Genomic DNA, 22,444 nt, shown 5'->3' on the forward strand with positions numbered 1-22,444 from the left:
CACGGAAAACTTTATACAAATCAAGTAACTAATAACAAGCAACTTAAAAAAAATCAAAAAAAGAGGTGGGTACACGCTTTTAAAATATTTTTATACCAATTGATTTTATTATCTTTCATGTTCCTCAATTTTCTCATATGATGACATTTATCTAAGTTAGGGGGATTGCATATGTCTGATGACATACTCACTATTCAAGAGCTGGCGGTTTACCTAAAGCTCAATGAGAAAACGGCTTATCGTTTAGCTAGCGAAGGTAAATTACCAGGCTTTAAAGTTGGCGGTAGTTGGCGCTTCAAACGAGTAGATATTGAGCAATGGATTGAAAAGCAAAAAATAAGGAAGCAAAATGATCCCAAACTATCAAGAGTTTGTCGCCTTTAAAAAGCAAACGAACGACTCACAGAGCACTGAAGACGATAACAACAGCGATCAGGAGATTACCCCTGACGAAACGCTCCGAGCGGCTTATAAAAAAATTAACGATCCGTTAGCGCAAGATATTTTAGATAGAACCCGTAAAGTCACGCCAGCCTTTTTTGAAGACCTATTAATTGAACTTCTCGTCGCCATAGGATATGGCGGTTCAGGTGAAGATGCAGCCCATGCACTAGGCAATAATGTGAGCGCGGGTGATATCCGTAATTTCTTTGGAGCACTTAATCTAAAAAAAGCGCAAAAGGGAATATTCATAACCACTTCTGATTTCACTTAATCAGCCAAAGAAGCAGCACAAAATTTAGGTACTCGCATTGTACTTATCAGCGGCACTGAATTAGCCAAGCTCATGCTGCGATACAATATCGGTAGCAGAAGCGAACAGGTCTTGCACCTAAAGAAAATTGACGTAGAGTTTTTTGAAGCGAAAACAAACAACTAAATATGTTTACGCTCGACTTAATAATTAGGAACAGTTTTAACTATGAACAAACAACAACTAGCAGCCAAAATCTGGGAATCAGCCAACCAGATGCGTTCTAAAATTGAAGCGAACGACTACAAAGATTTTATTTTAGGCTTTATTTTTTATAAGTATGTCAGTGATCAACTCGTAAGTTTTGTAAAAGAACAAGGCATGACTGAAGATGATATTAAAGCCTTAAGCGAAGACGATCCTGAAACCGTAGAATACGTGAAAAAAGAGCTAGGTTATTTTATATCTTACGATAATCTTTTCTCTACATGGGTAGACCCAAAGGTTGATTTTGATGAATCAAACGTGCGTGATGCCCTGTCTGCTTTTGCTAGGCTTATCCACCCAAATCACAAAAAATTGTTTGAAGGTATTTTTACCACACTTGAAACAGGCCTGAGTAAGTTAGGCGAAAGTGCAGGTAAACGTACTAAAGCTATCAGTGACCTTCTGCACCTAATTAAAAGCATTCCTATGGATAGCAAGCTTGGTTACGATGTGCTGGGTTATATTTACGAATATTTAATTGAAAAATTTGCCTCAAATGCGGGTAAAAAAGCGGGCGAATTTTACACCCCACACGAAGTGTCACTACTTATGTCAGAAATCACCGCGCATGAGTTAAAACATAAAGACAAAATTAAAATTTACGATCCAACTTCTGGATCTGGCTCACTTCTGATAAACATAGGTTGCTCTGTTGCTAAATACGCAAAAAGTAAAGACGACATACAGTACTTCGCGCAAGAACTAAAAGAACCTACTTATAACTTAACCCGTATGAATCTAATCATGCGTGGTATTAAACCAAACAACATAACCACCCGAAATGGTGACACCTTAGAAGATGATTGGCCATATTTTGATGAAAGCGACCCACTAGCAACTTACGAGCCTTTGTATGTAGACGCAGTTGTATCAAACCCGCCTTATTCACAAGCTTGGGATCCAAGTTTTAAAGACAGTGACCCACGTTATTCACGCTTTGGATTAGCACCTAAAACCAAAGCTGATTTTGCCTTTTTATTACACGACCTATACCACCTTAAACCCGATGGCATTATGACCATTGTATTACCGCACGGTGTACTATTCCGTGGCGGTGAAGAAGGTAAAATTCGTGAACAGTTAATTGAGCAGAACCACATTGATGCCATTATTGGTTTACCGGCCAACATCTTTTTTGGCACGGGTATTCCAACCGTTATTATCGTGCTTAAACAAAAGCGACAAAACACCGATGTATTGATTGTTGATGCTTCAAAACACTTTGTTAAAGAAGGTAAAAACAACAAGTTACAAGCGTCTGATATCAAGCGCATTACCGATGTTGTAATTAACCGTGAAAGTAACGACAAATTCTCAAAAGTAGTAAGCAAGCAAACCATTTGTGACAACGGATATAACTTAAATATACCACGCTATGTTGATTCTTCTGCTGAAGCAGAAAGTTGGGATTTACACGCCATCATGTTAGGCGGTATTCCTAATGGCGAAATAGATAGTCTACAAAACTATTGGCAAGCCTTACCCCAACTACATGCTGCTTTATTTAAGCCTAAATCTGCCGCTTACAGTGAGCTTAGTGTCACCAAAGAATCGGTAAACACGACTATTAGCCAACACCCGCAAGTGCTGGAGTTTATTATCACCTATAACCAAGCTTTTACAGGTATTAATGGTAATAATAGCTATGATAACTATTTAAACACCATACTTATTAAAGAGTGGCAAACCGTTAATCGTGACCAAGTCGAGGCAGACCTTAGTGAGGAGCTATTTAATCGCCTAGCACCCATTGCCCTTATTGATAAATACCAAGCCTACCAATATCAAAATAACCAATGGCAAACAATTAGTGCCGATTTAGAAATGATGCAAACTGAAGGTTTTGCCGCCACTAAACAAGTGGATGCCAACATGGTGATAAAGAAGAAGGCAGGTAAAGATACCGAGGTGCAAGACTCTAATACACCTTGGAAAGGCCACATACTGCCGTTTGACTTAGTACAAAAAACTCTCCTGAACGAAGAGTTACAAGCTTTAGCAAGACAAGAAACCCGTCTAAGTGAAATCGCCAGTAGCCTAGAAGGCATTTTTGAATCCTTGACCGAAGATGATAGAGATCAAGACACTGTCAAAGAAAGTAAAGACGGTTTTGCAAATGCTGAAATTGGTAAAGCAGCTAAAGCATTCCTAAAAGAGCAAAAAGACAGCAAAGTTAAGTTTGAACAGGAAAGCTACGAAGCAAAGATAATTGCAGCTAATAAACTAATTAACGAAGAGAAAGCCTTGAAAAAAGCAGTTAAAGAAGCTGCAATTGCCTTGCACCTAAAAACCAAAACTACCATTGAAGACTTGAGCAATGAACAAGTAAAAGAACTACTTCACCTAAAATGGATTGAGCCTCTCAATCGAGAACTAGCCGCAATGCCAAGCACCGTTATTAGTCAGCTAACCACACAAGTACAAGCCCTTGCCGATAAATATGCGACAACTTATTCGCAAGTGGCCAGTGAGGTAAAAACCACCGAGCAAGAACTTGCTGAGATGATGGACGAACTCACCGGCAATGAGTTTGATATACAAGGCTTGAATGAACTGACAAAATTGTTGAAGGGCGAATAAAATGAGTGTGGATATGAATGCGCCAGAGCTTCGTTTTTCGGGATATAGTGAAAAGTGGAAGGTAAATAAGTTCAATAGGTTGACCAAAATCAACCAAGGTTTACAAATTGAAATATCAAATAGATACACTTACAAAGTGGATAATAGTTTTTTTTATATTACCAATGAATTTTTAAAAGAGTCTTCTGGTTATAAATATTTTATTGTTAACCCTCCCGCTTCAGTATTGTGTAATGAAGACGATGTTTTAATGACGAGAACAGGGAATACAGGTCATGTTGTAACGAATATTTCAGGAGCTTTTCACAATAACTTTTTCAAAATTAATTTTGATAGGAAAGAACTAGATAAGAACTTTCTCGTGCATTATTTAAAGTGGAGTAAAACACAGCAAACTATTTTGCGAGTTGCAGGTTCATCAACTATACCAGACCTAAATCATAATGATTTTTATAGTCTTAAAATAGCATACTCAAAAATTGAGGAGCAGACTAAAGTAGGAAATACCTTCGAAAAGCTCGACAGCCTAATTAACCAACATCAACAAAAGCATGACAAACTCAGTAACATTAAAAAAGCCATGCTGGAAAAAATGTTTCCTAAAGAAGGTGAAAGCATTCCAGAAATTCGCTTTAAAGAGTTTAGTGAAAAGTGGGAGCAAAAAGAGCTAGATGAGTTAGCGGAAATTGTTCGTGGAGCGAGTCCTCGGCCTATTGAAGATCCAAAATGGTTTGATACTAGATCAAATGTGGGTTGGTTGCGTATTCGAGATGTAACAGAGCAAGACGGAAGGATTTTCCACTTAGAGCAAAGAATTTCAAGGCTTGGTCAAGAAAAAACGCGTGTATTGTATGAAAAGCATTTGCTTTTGAGTATTGCAGCAAGTGTTGGTAAGCCAGTTGTGAATTATGTTGAAACGGGAGTTCACGATGGTTTTCTTATATTTAAAAAGCCACTTTTTGAAATTGAGTTTATGTATCAGTGGTTAAAATCATTTGAGTCACAGTGGCAGCAATATGGACAGCCCGGCAGTCAAGTAAATCTTAACTCTGATATTGTTAAACATCAGTTAGTATATGTTCCGTCAAAGGAAGAGCAAACAGCTATCGGCGACTACTTCCAAAAGCTCGATGCAATGATCAATCAACACCAACGACAAATAACCAAACTCAATAACATCAAGCAGGCCTGTTTGAAGAAAATGTTTGTTTAGCAAGGAGCAGTAAAAAACATGACCACGTTTAAAACCGAAGCACAATTTGAACAGGCTTTTATTGAAATTCTTAGGCAAAAGGGCTGGGGTGAATCCCCCGTTCTAAAAAATAAAACCGAAGCTGACTTACTGCAAAACTGGGCAGATATTTTATTTGAAAATAATCGCCAACGTGACCGCTTAAATGACGTACCGCTTACGATGAGCGAAATGCAGAAAATTATTGAGCAAATAAAAGAGCTGAAAACGCCGCTCAAGCTCAATGGTTTAATTAATGGTAAAACGGTCGCTATTAAACGTGATAACCCTGCCGATCCTGACCATTTAGGTAAAGAAGTCAGCTTAAAAATATATGACCGCCAAGAAATAGCCGCAGGCCAAAGTCGCTATCAAATAGTGCAACAACCACAATTTGAACGAGGTAGTCCACTGCGCAATGACAGACGTGGCGATGTATTGTTATTAATTAACGGTATGCCGGTGATTCATGTGGAGCTTAAACGTAGCGGTGTGCCGGTAAGCCAAGCGGTAAATCAAATTGAAAAATACAGCAAAGAAGGAATTTTTAGCGGTCTGTTTTCACTTATTCAAGTGTTTGTGGCGATGGAGCCAAACGAAGCCAAATACTTTGCTAACCCGGGACTAGACGGTAAGTTTAACCCTGATTATCAATTTAACTGGGCTGATTTTATGAACGAGCCCAAAAACAACTGGAAAGATGTTACATCTGACCTGTTGTCGATTCCTATGGCACATGAATTAATCGGATTTTATACCGTGGCTGATGATACCGATGGCGTGCTAAAGGTAATGCGCAGTTACCAAATAGCAGCCGCCAAAGCTATCTCCGATAAAGTGGCTAAAACAAAGTGGCAGCAAATAGGCTCTAATAGTGACCGATTAGGCGGTTTTGTATGGCATACCACGGGGTCAGGTAAAACCATGACCAGCTTTAAATCAGCCCAGCTCATTGCACAGTCTAAAGACGCTGATAAAGTTCTGTTTTTAATGGATAGAATTGAGCTAGGTACCCAGTCGCTAGAAGAATATCGCAACTTTGCTGGTGATGGTGAAGAAGTACAAGCCACTGAAAATACCGATGTATTAGTCACTAAACTAAAAAGCACTAAACCATCTGACACATTAATTGTTAGCTCGATTCAAAAAGTAAGTAATATTTCTGATGCCGTTGATGATGAAGGTACAGCCACGGCTATACCTACAAATATGGCTGATATTGAAATAATGCGCTCAAAACGCATTGTATTCATTATTGATGAAGCGCATCGCTCTACCATGAGTGCTGGTAAAGAAGATAATGAAGGAATGTTAATTAAGATTAAAAAGACATTCCCTAACGCTTTATTTTTTGGTTTTACCGGCACGCCAATTCATGCTGAAAATCAAGTGAATAAAAACACTACCGCAGATGTTTTTGGTGACGAGCTACACCGTTATAGCATTGCTGATGGAATTCGGGACGGTAATGTATTAGGTTTTGACCCTTATAAAGTGCCTACCTTTAAAGACGGCGATTTAAGAAAAGAGGTTGCCTTAGCCCAAGCTAAAGCCGATTCTGTAGTTGATGCGATGGCTGAACCTGCGAAAAAGAAAAAGTTTAACCACTTTATGAACGACGTACCTATGGCAGGCCATAAAGATGCCATGGGAAAGTACCACAAAGGCATTGAAGACTATGTGCCTAAAAGCCAATATTTAACTGATGCCCACCAAGAAAAAGTGGTGAGTGACATTTTAGAAAAGTGGGATGTGCTTAGCCAAGGTAATAAATTTCACGCGATTTTAGCAACTAACAGTATTAGCGAGGCTATTGATTACTACCGTAGGCTAAAGATAGCGAAGCCCGAGCTGAAAGTATCAGCTTTATTTGACCCTAATATTGATAATGATGGTGGTAACGACCGCAGCCCAACGTTTAAAGGTGATGGCCTAGACGAAATAATGGCCGACTATAATGAACGCTACGAAAAGAACTTTGACTTTGCTCGCCATGCAGCCTTTAAAAAGGATTTAGCCGCACGTCTTGCTCATAAAAAGCCTTACGAACGTATTCATACTGAGCCTGCTCAGCAATTGGATTTACTGATAGTAGTGAACCAAATGCTAACAGGGTTTGACTCCAAATGGCTCAATACCTTGTATTTGGATAAGGTAATGGAATACCAAAATATTATCCAAGCATTTTCACGTACCAACCGCTTATTTGGCCCCGACAAACGACATGGCACTATTCGTTATTACCGTTACCCACATACTATGGAGCAGAAAATAGAAAATGCTTTCAAGCTGTATTCTGGTGACCGACCTATTGGTTTATTTGTAGACCGCATAGAAAGCAATCTTGAAGCCATGAATGATTTATCGGCTAACATTGCCGAGCTGTTTGAAAGTACTGGTATTGAAAATTTCGAAAAATTACCTGAAGACACAGCAGCTTGTGCTAAATTTGCCAAATTATTCAAAACATTTAACCAACACTTAGAGTCGGCAAAGGTGCAAGGTTTGCGCTGGGATAAGCTGATATATCCATGTGGTGAAAATAATGAACGCGAGGTAACGCTTGCACTAAATGAGCAAACATACATTAGCCTTGTACAGCGTTACAAAGAGCTTGCAAGTAAAGCAGAAAATGTTAGCACTGGTGGAGCTGAAGTTGCCTTTGATATTAGTGGCTATTTGACCGAGTTTTATACTGGTAAAATTGATGCCGACTACATGAATAGTCGCTTTGATAAATATTTAAAAGAATTAGACCAAGGTTACGATAAAGCTTCTACTGAACTTACACTTAACGCGTTGCATAAATCATTTTCATCACTTACTCAAAGCGAGCAAAAATACGCTAAATTGTTTTTACATGATTTACAGCGTGGCGATGCGCTGTTATCTGAAGAAAAAAGCTTTAGAGACTATATTAATGATTACCAAGACAGTGCGGAAAATGCTCGAATTAACGCTGTTGTGGAAGTACTTGGGCTTGATAAAGAATTGCTTATAGAGTTAATTAAAGGCGATATTAACGAGAAAAACATAGCTGACTTTGGGCGATTCAATGCGCTTAAAAATAGTGTAGATAAAGCAAAAGCTAAAGTTTATTTTGAAGAGAAAGACGGCAGTACAATCCCTCCATTTAAGCTAAATATCCGTATAGATAAGTTTCTACAGCAATTTATTCTTGAACAATCTGAAGAATTATTTAGTGATACATCAGCTGAGTTAATTGACGAAACTCAGACAACGCTTCCATCCCCTTTGATGCTTGGTGATAAGAAGTTATATCGGGCATCTCAAATTTCAAAGCTTCAGCAATCACAAGAGTTAGTCCGCATCAAATTATCAATTGACGCTGTGTATGAACACAAACCAGAGTCATTATTCACCACAGGATATTACGCAGAGCTTAAACAACTTGGAGTAGTATCAGATTCAATACTAGATGTAACTATAAGTACATTGTCAGAGCTTGAATTGATGACCAAAGACAATGGATTACCCTTATATAGCGAAGGCGAAGATGGCGTAGTTTGGTCACTTCAGAAGGCAAGTGAGGGTTCGATAACTTTAGAAATAGTACTAAGTTACATAGCCTCTGGAGTCGGCATAGGAATAGGAACAGTTTCACCTTTTGCTTTTTTAAAGTTTCTTGAAAAATATCCAAAATATGCAGATGGGTTTGAAAGATTAAAGAAAGATCTTTTTGGTAGGTATCAAAAGCCCGCTAAAAAGTCTGTTATCATAACGGATAATTTAGATGAAGAGCTTAAAAAACTAAGAACGAGTCAAAAATTACAAAGTATGTAAACATGCTTTTCCAACAAACGAAGATAACCTATAAGGCTTAACTATCAATTAGTTAAGCCTTATATTCTGTAATATCATAAAGATATTGTCTTCGTTACTATGTTAATAGTCTTCGTTTTATTTATCAGAAAACACCTATTGTGCAGCGACAATAAAGTTTGCCCGTAAGAGAAAAAATGACAATAAAGTTTGCCCGTAATAGTCCTATAAATAATTTTTATCTTTTTATCTAAAATCACCGATGCTCATGATAGAGTATTACTATCAATTACTCGTATGATTAAGATTATAGAAGACGAAATTCAAGAGATTGAAAATGAAATCGATACCATTATCTCTGCCTGTCCTACCATGAAAAAGAACCATGATTTACTCATGAGTGTCATCGGTATAGGTAAAGTAATGTCCCGAGAGTTAGTCTATTTATTTTCAGCTAAAAACTTTTCATCAGCTAAGCAAGCTGCAGCATATGTTGGCCTAATACCTAAGCTAAATGAGTCAGGTTCGTTTAAAGGGCGAACGACACTGAGTAAAATTGGTCCATCCAGAATTCGATCCAAAATATTTTTAGCAGCAGTTAGTGCTGGAAAACATAACCCAGATATAAAAGCACAAAAAGAGCGACTTTTAGCGGCAGGAAAAACAAAGATGCAAGCTTTAGGAGCTGCAATGAGAAAGCTAATTCAAATTTGCTTTGGTGTAATAAAAAACCAAACAAAATACAAATCTGAGTTAGCATAAAATTAGGGTTGCGAGTGCTTTGGAGAGATGGTATCTACACATGGAACAAACTCATCGCTGCCCTGCGTTTTCAAATGTGCCGTACCTCGAACTTGGCTGATATAATGCCAGCCATTGTTTCGCACGGCTTTGAGCCAAGGAACTTTAAAGCCCGCATCCGTCACAATTACGGGCCGGCAATCACCCGGCAAAATCAGCTTGAGCATCTTTAAGAACCCTTTTTGAACTTTTGGGTAATGATACTGAAAACTGAATGCTCTTTCCTGATGCAGGGTCAAAAACGACCTTCACTGACAATGCTGGCGCGCAGAATACAGTATTTGGTTTGAGTATCTGCATGACTCCAATCAACCAAAATGACGGGATGCTTTTCAGTGACCACAAAACTGATCAAGCGAACATAAACTAATGTCGACTCACGCAAAAGCTCGTGGTTACTGAGTAGTCGATCAATACGTTTAATATCATGTTTTTCAGTTGTTTTTGAATTCAAGTTACGGCCGATAGAAGTCAAGGTGCATTGCTGGCAGTGCAATAGAGACTTAACTGCAGCGACTAAAGTATTAAATCTGGCTTTATGAATTGAGTTAGGGGTGACAGCGTGGAGCATATTGTGCAAAATAGTAGACGCATTCATGGTGTTTAGTTCTGTTGCTTTTTAAGCGATTCATAAGATCACAAACACCATGAAAGTTCCCTCGCTTCCCAAATTTTTTAATACTATTAATTCATTGATATATAAAGGCTAATTTTGTGGATACTTTAGGGGGATTAACCTAGTATCTGCAGACGGTGTCGGTGATTCTTACGATAACGCAATGGCTGAAACGATAAATGGTTTATTTAAAACAGAAATCATTCGCAGGAATGGCCCGTGAAGAAGTGTTGATGCTGTTGAATATATAACCTTAGAATGGGTAAATTGGTTTAATAATGAACGGTTATACTCTTCAATTAGGTATGTTTCACCAGCTAAATATGAAGCAAACTACTATGATAATTTAAACGAGTCAGGTAAAGTGGCCTGACGATGAACTCGGGGCGATTCACATTGCTTAGTGCTGTGTCCAGTTCTAGTGCAAGAAATCATTGTTCTTAAAAAGGTTATTAATGATAAATAAGTATAATACACTTTTTGTATCTTTATTTGTTCATGGAATTTTATTGTACTTACTAAGCAATGTAAAAGTACCTAAAATGAAACAACTTGAGACAACAGCAATAGAGGTTTATATGATAAGTATAGAAGCTAATAGTAAGAGCGAATCTGATGCGATAGAACTCGCCCATATAAATAAGCCTAAGATTATAGAGTCTACTGAAACAACAATTAGAGTAAAAACGAAATACTTTGAAGAACAAAAAAAAACCACACTAATCAGGTGAATCAGACTATTTCAACCAAGTCATCCAAGAAAAAAATACGCATTATAAAAAAATTGACATACAAAAAGGTTTAAAAACCTCTTACAGAACCAATCTATATTATACAATAAAGATGCATTGAATCAGCATATAACTACTCAAAGAACTACAGTATCTTCAATCCGCAATGAGACCGTTCAGCCTATGTTAAGCATTGAACAAAAAAACATGCAATTTACGACGTACCGTCGAGGTGATTACTGCTTTAAAAAGGTATCTATTAATGGTGGGGCTATAGAAAAGAGCGACTTGCCTACAAATTATTTAACAGCACCTATAAAGTGCGATAAAACTAAAATAACGAAAGCTTACGACTCGGCAATGAGTAAATGGCTAGATAGTAAATAAGATTTAGACTAGTTCAAAGCCTTGAACTTCGCCTAATTAAATATTATTGCGCACGATGCATACATTGTTGTAGACAAATCGATAAGGGCTTCATATGGAAAATTGTACTTGCAACGATTGATAGTGAGCTCGTAATTAAAGAGCTAGAAATAGCTACAAGAAATCAGCGCGTATTGTTTAAAAGTGTGAACCCGGAATACAAAACTATTGAATCGCCCGTGTTTGCCAGAGACTCAATAACTTGAGAAACTGGAACTATGAAAAAATCAAATCGCTATACATCAGAATTTCGTGAACGTGCAGTTAGGCATGTTACAACACAACAGCATGAATACCCCTCTCTTTGGGCTGCGCTAGTATCGATTTCAGATAAACTGGGATGTACACCAGAAACATATGTTGTTTCATTATCGTATGCCCGCCAGTGGCTGGGCTTACGCCCAAGTGATTTACGGCGGTGAAAGCTTTGCTGCTTTTTCTGATAGCGTGCAAAACGCATTTAAAGCAGCCGGTGGTATGCCTAAAGAAGTGCGTACAGACAGTCTGAGTTCCGCCTATCGTAATCATACTAATGATAATGATTTTACAGAGCGCTTTAATGAGCTAATTATCCATTATGGCTTTAAAGCGACCCGCAATAACCGCGGTATTGCGCATGAAAATGGGGCTATTGAGAGCCCTCATGGGCATCTCAAATCGCAACTGGAGCAAGCATTAAAAATCCGTGGCAGTTATGACTTTCAGACAAGAGAAGCCTATGAATCGTTTGTTGCCGACATTGTTGCTCGCCGCAATCGCCGTGTAAGTGATAAATACGCAGTAGAGCAGCGACAATTACATGCTTTACCAAAGACGATGAGCGTCAATTACACCGAGCATTATCTAACGGTGCCACGTACGAGTACGATTTCATTGAAACGTGTTACCTATAGCGTCCCGTCACGCCTTATTGGTAGCCGATTACTTGTGCGTTTATATGACAACCGTTTAGAGCTGCGCTATGGCAGCGATTTAGTTCAAACCTTAGCGCGTGTCTATGCTTCTAAAGGGTGCCGTGCACGTAATATTAGTTACTTGCATGTTATTGACGCACTGGTTAAAAAACCACGGGCATTTCGCTACTCACAACTACGTGACGACTTACTCCCAAACGACAATTACAAAGCTATCTGGGAATACGTTAATGCCCACCTTTTAGCGGATGAAGCGAGCTATTACATGGTAAAACTGCTCCATTTAGCAAAACAAAGTGGGTGTGAACGTCAATTAGGACGATTTGTAGTAGCATCAATTACTCAGCGACAATTACCGGCCATCCGAGAATGTGAAGCGCAATTTTTAGTGATTGCATCAAACAGACCCACAATGACAATAAAGCAACACAGCTTGAGCGCTTATAGCAGCATGATACCGGGAGGTCTACATGGATAACTTCACGGCCTCGTTACCTTTAATGCTGAAACAATTAAAGCTTAGCACCATGCTTCAACAGTGGAATGCTCTGGGCAAAAAAGCGATAGAAGAGCAATGGAGTCCACAGCAATACTTGTCTGAGCTGTGTCATATTGAACTTGCCACACGCGATGATAAACGCCTTCAGCGGCTTTTAAGAGATGCAAAATTGCCAGTGGGTAAACACCTTAGTAGCTTCGACTTTACCCTTGTTGATGGGGTGAGTAAGCCCCTGGTTACTGATTTAATAACTCAGCCGGATTGGTTGAAGCACGGTGGCAATATATTGCTATTTGGCGCCAGTGGTCTTGGTAAAACGCATATCGCCAGTAGTATCGGTTATGGCCTTATCGAGCAGGGCCATAAAGTTAAGTTTGTTGCCGCGTCAGCGATTGTTCAACAACTCCAGCAAGCAAAGCGACATTTATGCTTGCAAGATGAACTTGTAAGCTCGATAAATACAGCTTATTAATCGTTGATGACGTTGGTTACGTTCGAAAAACGGAACAGGAAACGAGCGTGTTGTTTGAATTGATAGCTCATCGCTATGAGCGACACAGCATGATCATCACATCAAACAAATCATTTGAACAATGGGATGAACTATTTGAAGATTCAACAATGACTGTCGCGGCAATCGATCGCTTGGTTCATCATGCAACGATTATTCATTGCGAAGGTGAAAGTTACCGGCGCAAAACAGCGCTCAATAAGAGCAAATAAAATTCGGTGTCAACCGGCCAAGATAATTGTAAGCGTATAGCTAACGACACCTAGCTTTACTTTATGTTCCAAGGTAATAGCGGTTCAAGGTTACTTGGCTGCTCTGCAATATGTTGCAAGCACGTTGCAATATAGTCATGCACTACAAGGTCATTTGCTTTTGCAGTTTCAACAAGACTATAGAGTATGGCGCTCGCATGTGCACCATTGCTGGTATTTGAAAACAACCAGTTTTTCCGCCCTATTACGAACGGTTTTATTGCTCGCTCTGCGCGGTTGTTATCTATGCTGAGCCTGCCATCATCGAGGTAACGCCTGAATTTCTCAAACTGATTTATCCCATAGTTGATGGCTTTGCCAAGCGCCGTTTGCGGTGGAATTTTATCTTTGTGCTTTATCAACCATTGATATAACTCATCGACAATTGGTTTTGCTTTTTGCTGTCTAATCTTGAATTTTTCACTGACCGATTTATCTTTGATGGCTTGCTCAATACCGTAGAGCTTGCGAATAAGGTTAAGTGCCACATCCGCTTTAACGGTTTTTTTATTATTGCCTTTGGCCTCGATGAATTTTCGGCGTATATGGGCTAAACACGCAACCAGTGTTGCCTTTGTTTGCTCGTAGGCTTTATAGCCGTCAACGTGCATATAACCTTGATAACCATCAAGAAAATCAACCACACAGTGTCCTGCACGACTGCTATGGTAATCAAACAGGACTATATTGGTGCCTTTTCCCAGCCTATCATCACCACAACAATACAGCCACATATAGCTGGTTGCTTTCTCTGAGTTAATAACATTTAACGAGGTTTCATCGCCATGAATAACCGCTTGAGATAACAACACCTCTTTTAAGCGTTGATACAAGGGGGATAATAGTTCAGCGCAGCGTAACATCCAGCTCGACATGGTTTGCCGACTCAACTCAATACCGATATCAGCAAATAGCGTTTCTTGGCGATAAAGCGGTAAACCAAACTGGTATTTACAGGTGATTATTTGGCTCAGCAAACTAGGCGTGGCGATACTTTTTGGAATGACTGTTGCGGGCATTTTTGCGGTTTTCACCACACTTTCAATCCCTTCTCGCTCACAATGGCGACACGTATATTTTGGGCGAATGGTTTTGATGACTTTGATATGCGCTGGCACAAACTCGAGCGCTTCACTGCTGCTTTCACCCATTTTGTGTAGTGGGCTTTGACAGCAATCACACTTTTTATCACCCTCATCCAAGTCAACAACGACCTCAACTCGTGGTAACTGTGCTGGCAGTGGGCGGCGTTTCGGTTTGGCTTTTTCTGTCTTTACTGAGGCCTATGTGGCCAATAGCGCTTTATCATGTTCATCAAGAATGTCTTCAACTTCATTGAATACTTCGCCTGCACCTGGCATCTTTTCAGATTTCTTGGCGTACTCTTTGGCTAGTGTCGCGTTATAAGCTTGCAGCAATTCGTGAATTTGCGCGTCTTTTTCAGCGAACTTTTCATCCATAAGTTGTTGCAACTCAAGCAACATGCGCTTGAGTTGTTCTGGGTCGTCAGGTAATGAGTGGGCATCAAGTTTCATGTTCGCAATTTAACAGAATTTGGCGTTGTTTTCTTGCTTGATGCAAAGATAAAGTCGCGGTGTGGCAACGATCATTTACTGTCAAAATGATCAATTAGATCATCGATTGATACTGCAATTCTTCATGACCAAGCACATCATATCCCGACAACAACCAATCCAGTTGCTCAGGACTGAGTTCAAACTCTTGCAAGCAGGCTTTGTTTGGCCATTTGAACTTTTGTTTTTCTAAGCGCTTGTACCACAAAGCAAAGCCCGTTTTATCCCAGTAAACCAACTTGAGTTTATCCTTCGCTTTGTTGCAAAATAAAAATAAAGCGCCAGTATAGGCATCACGTTCAAGCTCGCCTTCAACGATTGCGACTAGACCATCAATAGATTTTCGAAAATCTACAGCATCGCGGTGTAAGTAAATACATTTAGGTTCAACAAACATTTTCATCAGGCAAGCTCGCGTAACAGTTGACTCAGATAAGTAGCAGGCATTGTGGGTGGTAAGCTGACTTTTACTTTGCTAATCGTAAGGATGATTGGCTGTTGCGGTTCGATAACATCGACGTGTTTCGTGACTTTTGCTTAAACAAAACTACTGGATTCAGTATTAAGCTTACTTCGTGCGGCATAAAACGTTGTTTTTGATAAAGCATTTTGATGGCAATAGTCAGTGATAGTTAAATCGCTGGCTTGTTGTTCTTCGATAATACTGCGCCACTGTTCAAGGCTACGTGTTTTTCTCATGACTATCTCCTAATTGAAATTCGAAAATAGCTTAATCATTTTGACGAGTTACTGGCAGGTGCATTTTGCTAGACGCTTACAGATAATTGACGCGGAACCGGCCAAGTTAATTGACGCTAGATACATTAACAGAGTTCAACTTCAAGTTTTCTTAAGATCCAACCTATGAGGTGTCGTTAGCTATACGCTTACAAAACAAAGATGCAAGGCTTTAGGAGCTGCAATGAGAAAGCTAATTCAAACTTGCTTCGGTGTAATAAAAAACCAAACAAAATACAAATTTGAGTTAGCATAAAATTAGGGTTGCAAGTGCTTTGGGGAGATGGTAGCTACAGAGTCACCACTATAGTTGTGACTGGTCAAAATTACAATATAAGGATAAGCACTATCCGCATACTAGAACTTACCAGATAAAATAAACCTTTTAATTCCATTGTCAAGTTTATTTAAATCTTCCCAGTCTCCATATATATCTTCGAGCATATGAATCTCATCAATAAGCTGACTCTCCTTATACTTACAAATAATTGGATGCAAGAAGCCATGTTGAGAAAACTTAAGCTTTTCATCATTATCTTTCGGTAATCTATAACTGAATTCCAAAATGTAACCGGTAAAATGTTCGAATATAGTGTCATTTTTAAAAACGAGTTTAGGAATGCTTCCAAAAAAATCATATCCACCGCTCTCGTTAACTTTAATTAGGTCATAAACATTGCCAAACAAAAACCAAATAGGGGTAGCTCGCTTAATACGATCGCTTAGCACATCATATATTTCATCACGTGATTGGAGTTTTTCATCGATAGCTATAGTACTGTTATATAATTTATTAATGATAATTTTTGATAAAAACTCTGCATTATGTCTTATCCCGTGTATGAAAGGGGTAGATGAATCTTTATAGTCATTGCATTGCATATTTGAGCCACAGAAGAACAAATCCGTAATATTAGCACTCTCCCATAAATGGTTTAGTTTAGGAAACATACCTCCCAAGCATAATTCCGGTTGTATGTCAGCAGAGTAATGGCTAAAATCACATTTAAATCCACTACAATTAATTACGTAGTCGTAAGTATTTAGCTCTTGTTCGCCATCTTCAGAAAAGGTTATATCTACTAGGTACTGCCCTGACTCACTTTTTTGTATAGACTCAATAGTACCGTTTAATATGGCATTTTGTTGTTTTAGAAAGAAAGTATCTAAGAATGATTGATTTATAGAACGTAAGTGTCCTGGATAATGGCTTACCCAAGCAAAAGTAAAATCATCTGGGCTAATAAGGTGTATATTTGATGAGGTTTCAAGTAAGCTATCTGCGGTCTCAAAAGCGGAATTCCCTTTACCTATTATCAAAATTCGTTTATTTTTAAACCGTGAAGTATCATTACTCATTGAAGAATAGGGAATAGCATGCTCAATACCCATTATTTTAGGTACATTTAGTTGAGCAATTCCTGTAGCGTCAACTAATACCTCACTTTCATATTTTTTGTTATTAATGCATTCGATAGTAAATTTATCGTCTGACTTTGCTATCCTGACAACTTCGGTATTATATTTAATAGGTAGTTTATATTTACTGGCAAATTCACCTAAATAATTTACTAAGTTATCACTACTAGGATAGTAATTATGATCAAAGTCTTTAAATAGAAAGTTGTCATCGTCTTCATTTAGAAGCGAATTCCAGTCCCATCTCAGGTTCTTTTGTTTATCAGAAAATCCTGTATTTATTTTGTTTATAGATATTAACTTACGATGAACTGGGTAAGTTCTAAAGAAGCTTCCAGCTATTTCTGAACGTTCTATAACTATGTGAGAGATATTAGCTTTATTTAAAAATAGCTTAGCTGTAAACCCGCGGGACCAGCCCCAATTATAATTACTTTATAATTAGAAATCATTTTAGATGCTCCATTTTGAACTGTTTAGTATATTCACTGACTTTTTTAAAATGCTCATTATTAATAATATGATTTGGAGCTTCACTAGCAACAATTTTTCCATCATCAAGCACTACAACCTTATCTGCCAGATAAATATTATTTAGATTATGGGTGATAATTAAAACTACTTTGTCTTTTGCTATTTCATTGAAATTACTATAGAAGTTGGATTCAGTGGCTGAATCTAAAGAGTTAGTAGCCTCATCTAGTAGCAGAATAGGGGTGTCTGCATACAAAGCCCTAGCGATTGCAAGTCTTTGCTTTTCACCTCCAGATAAATTAGATATATTGGATTCGATATTATCGTAAAAGGTAAAATCATTGCTTTTCATGACGGAATCAAAGTTTGATAATTTTAATGATTCATTCAACTTAACTTCATCAACTTTACTATAGTTTGGCTCTAGCGTGATATTTTCCCAAATAGTTCCACTGAAGAAAAAAGGTTCCTGCTCAACCATCGTAACAATTTTATCCCTACGGCTTTGTATAGTTCTAACTTCTTGATTGCTGATGCGTAGACTCCCTTCATAACTACAATACAAACCTGCAATTAATTTTGTCAAAGTGCTTTTACCAGAGCCTGATCGTCCTACTATAGAATAAACGTTATTAGTTATAAAAGTATATGAAATGTGAGAAAGAGACTTTAGCATTGACTGCTGATAAGTAAATGATAGATCAATTATTTCAATTTTATTACTTAGTTTTGATTTTTCAATAGGTTTTATCTTGTCCTTAAAGTTATCTAAACGAAGAAGCGAATTCAAGTTATTGACTGCATTGATGGTCTTGATATATATTGTATTAATATCGCTTATAGAAGCAAAAGAATAAGACATAAGAAGCAAAACCATAATAAACGCAATAAGTTCCCCAGGTGTCATGGTTCCGTCGATAACATTGAGCCCACCAATCCAGAGTACAAAAATCACACTAAAGAAACTACCAAAAGTTATCAATGCAGAGACTATAGATTCAAAAAAATGTAATTTTTTGGAGGCGATGTAGACATCATCCGCACGAGTTGATATTTTCTTGCTCAAAAAACCCTCCATATTATGAAATTTTACTGACAGGATCCCTGATAAAGATTCAGTAATCACAGAATTTAAAGACGATGCAGCTTCTCTTTTTTTGCATTTGCACCTGCTACGTTCTGACTTATTTTGAATATTATAAGAATAATAATGGGGATTATAATTACTGAAAGTATCGTCATGTAAATACTAGTTGTTAGCAAGTAGGCAAAACCAAATAGTAAGATTCCAGAGGATTGCAATAAGATGCTTAAAACAAAGTGTAAACATACATTTATTGCTTTTATATCATAATCAACTTTTGAATATAGTTTTGTCGGTGAAGTCTTATCAAATAATTCTTGCTGTTTTAACAGCAAGCGACTTATTGCAAAACTAAGTAATTGATTACCTAACATCTCTTTCAAATCAAATACAAGTTTCTGTTTTATAGCATTTGATAAAACGAATGTAAGTAAAAGTGACCAAATAATTACTACAAAATAGTTTAATCTTTTTATAGTTACTTGCTCCTTAAATAGTAACTCTACAGTATAGGCGATACCAAATGAACTGCTAATCACCAGTATATTTAAAGCAACAAGAGAAAATAAAATCCACCGCTGCTGTTTACATAATGATTTTAATTTTGAATAAACAATACCTTCCCTGATTATCTTCATATTAATTATATTGACTCTTCAATAACTTGCAATAACTTGCCAGTACCACAACAGCTATTATTATAATCATCAACATGTCGCGAGTTTATAACTCTGTCGTGAGGACAACCTCCGTTACAAATTGAAAACCATTTACATTGATTCATTCGAACATTAGCTTCAACTTCTTCCTCTACAGATGTCTGATTATGTAAGGAGTTTTCGAGCAAAGAGGCTAAATCAGACTTTAATAATGATCCGTAAATACTACCTGAATCGCCTACATATTTGTCACAAGGTGATACATCACCATTTGGCTCAATAGTGATTATCTCTTGAGAACAATTTCCAGCCCAATAGCATGCAGATAGCGACTTAGTTGAATCTGATAAGACAGCTATAAAATTTTCGAACATTCTTATTCTGACTTTATCTTGATAACCTTCATGCCAAACAGAATAAATACGGCATAAAAACTCAATATATTCTTTATAACTTATATAAGCTTGTCCAATATCGTCACCTGACTTGGCGCGGTTGTCTGGTACAATGTTTAAAAACTCTATATCGTTTAATTGAATTGAATATAGGTAGCTTAAAATACGCTCAGGAGAAACATTATAAACGTCCCTATCTACCACGATTAAAGCACCATGTTGTATTCCATATTTGTTTAAACGTTTAATACCTTCAGCCACTTTCAAACTTGTAGGCCGCCCCCGAACATCTAGTCTACGAGTATCATTGATCTCAGGCACACCATCAAAGCTAATACCAACGGACATACCGATACCTTTCAAAAAAGTTAACCACTCTTCAGAAATGTTGACTGCATTAGTTTGCATTGTATTAGTAATAAAGTGATCAGACCGTTTAAATTGCTCTTGTAGCCAAATGAGCTTTTTAAAAAATAATGGCCTTAAAAGTGTTACTTCACCACCGTGCCATACAAATTCAACTCTCGACACATTGGGGATTGCTAATATTTTTTTTATTATTGAAACCAAATGTTCGAATTTAATTGATTGGTTTGGGCCTTCCGCCCATGAGTGACAATAGGTACACCTCAAGTTACATAATCTAGTTGCTTTGAGGACAACTACAATCTTAGCCGCTTTCAAAGGCCTTGCATTGAATTCATCCGATTTTTCTTTTCTGAATATGCCTAACTCTTCATCGCTTAAGATATCTCTATCTGTAATCTCTCCTATCAATTGAGAAGCCAAGCGAGAGTACTGATAATCTGTGGCATCTATTTCTTCTAAAGAATTATCGGCCCCATCTATCATTTTTATAGAAATATCTCCAAGCATAACTTACTTTCCTTGATTTATTAAGTGACCATCTACCATATTAACTTGCTTGCTGGCAATGCTTGCAGCTATATCACTATGTGTTACCATAACGATAGTTGCATTATTTTCAGTATTCGCACGTAGTAAAATATCCAGCACTTTTTGACCTGTTTTTTCATCCAAGTTTCCAGTTGGTTCATCAGCTAAAATTATATTTGGCCTACACGCCATAGTTCTAGCTATTGCCACTCGTTGTTGCTGGCCTCCTGATAATTGGCTAGGGTAATGCTCTTTTCTAGCTGATAACTCCATATTTTCAAGCTCTTGCTCTGCTTGTTCTAATCTGTTTTTTAATGTAACTCCTCTAAATTTAAGCGGTAACATGACATTTTCAAGAACCGTAAGATCAGGGATTAAGTTAAAAGATTGAAAAACATAACCTAAATTTTCACGTCTAAATTGCAACTTTTGTTTTTGGGATATATTTGATACGTTGAAACCATTTAATTCTATATTTCCTGAGGTGATATCGGAGAATAAACCAATCGCATTTAACAAAGTTGACTTACCAGAACCTGATTTTCCAGTTATTGCAAGAAAATCTCCTTTTTTCACCTCTAAAAATATATTGTTTAGAGCCGTGGTTTTAATTTTTTTGTGTAAAAGTGTTTGTACACTGATTCAAGCTTGATAATATTACTCAATGCGTAATTCCTCTTTATATTTTTTATTCCAATCCAAAACGATTATATTTTTCCCTGATAACTGTGGATGTTGAACTAAAAGTTTGTCTCCTAAATTGTCTTTAACAGTAATAATTGTTTTTACAGCTATAGACTGGTTATATATATATATATAAGCCTTATTGTTTTCGTAAAATACGGCCCTGATAGGTACTGAGGAAAATGCACTTTCCTGTTCATCTTTTAACTGAATCTCAACAGATTGACCAACTTTTATCTTAGTCCTCCAATCAGAATTTTTAGGTGTTTTAAAATGCATTTTGAATTTCCCATGCTTTACAAATGGGAATATTTTTATTATGTCTAAATTAACTCTATTATTTTCCAATTTTGCAACAGCATGCATATCATTGTTTATCCTATCCAAATAATATTCACTTAACTCTACTTCAATTAAATAATCATTTATAACATCTATCGAAGCAAACTCCTCCTTTGGACTGATTTGTTGTCCCGATTCAACATCAAACCCAACGAGGTTGCCGCTAATTGGAGACCTAATTACAAGTTGCTGCGTACTTTCTTGTAATTTTAAAAGTAAGCTATTTAGAATTTCAACTGTTTTATCCAAATCTTCTAGTTGGTCCGATATTTGATTACTCTGAGATTGGGTGTATTTCTTCTGCTCTTCTTGTTTTATTCTCCAACGCAAAAGGTTATCCTTAACATCTTTTAAATCAGCTTCTTGGGTTAATTTTTTTTCAAATAATTTATGTTTTTGTTTAAACTCTCTTTGAAGAGATTCAGCATAATAGGTAGCATCAGCTAATAGAAGTTTAGATGAAGTTAGCTCTCTCCGTATATTTAAGCGTGTATTTTTTAAATTACTGATTTGTTCAGATATTTGAGCTATTTTTTCAGTCAACTTTAATATGTAATCATAGTTTTCAAGCTCTAAGAGTACTTCCCCTTCTTCAACAAAAGACTGTTTTCTATTTAAATAATACTTTACTCTTCCACCAATATCTGATGAGAGTTTTATCGATTTAATTGGCTTTATAGTACCTACAGTTCTTATTTCAGGTGATAAGCTCTTTATAGTTATCACTTCGATGTCGTTAACAGATACTATTGATATTTCCTGTTTAACGTAATAAATATACAAAACCAAAATTATTAGTATGATTGATACAATCATAAATAACTTAAGCTTCCCTCGTTCTGGTTTATCTATCACAGAGTCCATAATGAATAAT

17 protein-coding genes and 5 pseudogenes are annotated in these 22,444 nt (G+C 37.3%); 11 read left to right on the forward strand and 11 right to left on the reverse strand.

Annotated elements, in window-relative coordinates; translation table 11 throughout:
• Nucleotides 1–171: 171 nt before the first annotated feature.
• The 6 genes from P4S71_RS06145 (at nt 172) to P4S71_RS06170 (ending at nt 9,317) form a co-directional block, all read left to right on the forward strand.
• A complete protein-coding gene (locus P4S71_RS06145) occupies nt 172–384 on the forward strand; it encodes a helix-turn-helix domain-containing protein (RefSeq protein ID WP_337150291.1) in 213 nt (70 codons plus the stop codon).
• A complete protein-coding gene (locus tag P4S71_RS06150; protein ID WP_337150292.1) occupies nt 350–715 on the forward strand; it encodes a restriction endonuclease in 366 nt (121 codons plus the stop codon). Before P4S71_RS06145 ends, P4S71_RS06150 begins: the two co-directional genes overlap by 35 nt.
• A 207-nt stretch (nt 716–922) precedes the next feature.
• Complete coding sequence (locus tag P4S71_RS06155; RefSeq protein ID WP_337150293.1) at nt 923–3,541, forward strand: type I restriction-modification system subunit M; 2,619 nt, start codon at nt 923–925, stop codon at nt 3,539–3,541.
• 1 nt (nt 3,542) lies between these two features.
• Nucleotides 3,543–4,754, forward strand: a complete 1,212-nt coding sequence (locus P4S71_RS06160; protein ID WP_337150294.1) for a restriction endonuclease subunit S — start codon at nt 3,543–3,545, stop codon at nt 4,752–4,754.
• Between the two features lie 18 nt (nt 4,755–4,772).
• Complete coding sequence (locus P4S71_RS06165) at nt 4,773–8,576, forward strand: type I restriction endonuclease subunit R, EcoR124 family (protein WP_337150295.1); 3,804 nt, start codon at nt 4,773–4,775, stop codon at nt 8,574–8,576.
• Between the two features lie 276 nt (nt 8,577–8,852).
• Nucleotides 8,853–9,317, forward strand: coding sequence for a transposase (locus P4S71_RS06170; RefSeq protein WP_337150296.1), 465 nt, complete (start codon nt 8,853–8,855; stop codon nt 9,315–9,317).
• Nucleotides 9,318–9,319: 2 nt separating this feature from the next.
• Here P4S71_RS06170 and P4S71_RS06175 read toward each other — a convergent pair whose 3' ends face one another.
• Entirely contained in the window at nt 9,320–9,595 is a 276-nt protein-coding gene (locus tag P4S71_RS06175) for a transposase (protein ID WP_337150297.1), read from the reverse strand.
• The gene (locus P4S71_RS06180) at nt 9,592–9,831 is read right to left on the reverse strand and encodes a hypothetical protein (RefSeq protein ID WP_337150298.1); all 240 of its coding nucleotides are present in this window, start codon (nt 9,829–9,831) and stop codon (nt 9,592–9,594) included. Before P4S71_RS06180 ends, P4S71_RS06175 begins: the two co-directional genes overlap by 4 nt.
• 268 nt (nt 9,832–10,099) lie before the next feature.
• Between P4S71_RS06180 and P4S71_RS06185 the strand changes: the two are divergent.
• The 5 genes and pseudogenes from P4S71_RS06185 to istB form a co-directional block, all read left to right on the forward strand.
• Nucleotides 10,100–10,345: pseudogene (locus tag P4S71_RS06185) on the forward strand (integrase core domain-containing protein); the annotation flags it as partial.
• An 82-nt stretch (nt 10,346–10,427) separates the two neighbouring features.
• Nucleotides 10,428–10,703: a hypothetical protein gene (locus P4S71_RS06190; protein WP_337150299.1), complete on the forward strand. Its 276-nt coding sequence runs from the start codon at nt 10,428–10,430 to the stop codon at nt 10,701–10,703.
• Nucleotides 10,704–10,910: 207 nt separating this feature from the next.
• Entirely contained in the window at nt 10,911–11,090 is a 180-nt protein-coding gene (locus P4S71_RS06195; protein ID WP_337150300.1) for a hypothetical protein, read from the forward strand.
• A gap of 396 nt (nt 11,091–11,486) precedes the next feature.
• A complete protein-coding gene (locus P4S71_RS06205; protein ID WP_337150301.1) occupies nt 11,487–12,521 on the forward strand; it encodes a Mu transposase domain-containing protein in 1,035 nt (344 codons plus the stop codon).
• Nucleotides 12,514–13,265 (forward strand): annotated as a pseudogene (gene istB / locus P4S71_RS06210) (IS21-like element helper ATPase IstB). Before P4S71_RS06205 ends, istB begins: the two are co-directional and overlap by 8 nt.
• A 56-nt stretch (nt 13,266–13,321) precedes the next feature.
• On the opposite strand, the pseudogene tnpC reads toward istB, so the two are convergent.
• From tnpC to P4S71_RS06255, 9 genes and pseudogenes are all read right to left on the reverse strand, one after another.
• Nucleotides 13,322–14,839 (reverse strand): annotated as a pseudogene (gene tnpC / locus P4S71_RS06215) (IS66 family transposase).
• Between the two features lie 94 nt (nt 14,840–14,933).
• Complete coding sequence (gene tnpB / locus P4S71_RS06220; RefSeq protein WP_337150302.1) at nt 14,934–15,281, reverse strand: IS66 family insertion sequence element accessory protein TnpB; 348 nt, start codon at nt 15,279–15,281, stop codon at nt 14,934–14,936.
• A gap of 134 nt (nt 15,282–15,415) precedes the next feature.
• Nucleotides 15,416–15,577: an IS66 family insertion sequence element accessory protein TnpA gene (gene tnpA / locus P4S71_RS06225; RefSeq protein WP_337150303.1), complete on the reverse strand. Its 162-nt coding sequence runs from the start codon at nt 15,575–15,577 to the stop codon at nt 15,416–15,418.
• Between the two features lie 396 nt (nt 15,578–15,973).
• A pseudogene (locus P4S71_RS06230) lies at nt 15,974–17,425 on the reverse strand (NAD(P)-binding domain-containing protein); the annotation flags it as partial.
• A gap of 58 nt (nt 17,426–17,483) precedes the next feature.
• Nucleotides 17,484–18,416 (reverse strand): ATP-binding cassette domain-containing protein, encoded by a 933-nt coding sequence (locus P4S71_RS06235; protein WP_442961709.1) that lies wholly within the window; start codon nt 18,414–18,416, stop codon nt 17,484–17,486.
• A gap of 3 nt (nt 18,417–18,419) precedes the next feature.
• Nucleotides 18,420–19,231: pseudogene (locus P4S71_RS06240) on the reverse strand (ABC transporter transmembrane domain-containing protein); the annotation flags it as partial.
• 5 nt (nt 19,232–19,236) lie between these two features.
• Nucleotides 19,237–20,523: a darobactin maturation radical SAM/SPASM protein DarE gene (darE, locus tag P4S71_RS06245; RefSeq protein WP_337150306.1), complete on the reverse strand. Its 1,287-nt coding sequence runs from the start codon at nt 20,521–20,523 to the stop codon at nt 19,237–19,239.
• Nucleotides 20,524–20,526: 3 nt separating this feature from the next.
• Entirely contained in the window at nt 20,527–21,120 is a 594-nt protein-coding gene (locus tag P4S71_RS06250; protein ID WP_337150307.1) for an ABC transporter ATP-binding protein, read from the reverse strand.
• An 81-nt stretch (nt 21,121–21,201) separates the two neighbouring features.
• Nucleotides 21,202–22,434 carry an HlyD family efflux transporter periplasmic adaptor subunit gene (locus tag P4S71_RS06255; protein ID WP_337150308.1) on the reverse strand — a complete coding sequence of 411 codons (1,233 nt, stop codon included), beginning with the start codon at nt 22,432–22,434 and terminating at the stop codon, nt 21,202–21,204.
• Nucleotides 22,435–22,444: the final 10 nt, after the last annotated feature.

The sequence above is a fragment of the Pseudoalteromonas sp. B62 genome (assembly GCF_037162565.1).
Classification (GTDB): Bacteria; Pseudomonadota; Gammaproteobacteria; order Enterobacterales; family Alteromonadaceae; genus Pseudoalteromonas; species Pseudoalteromonas fuliginea.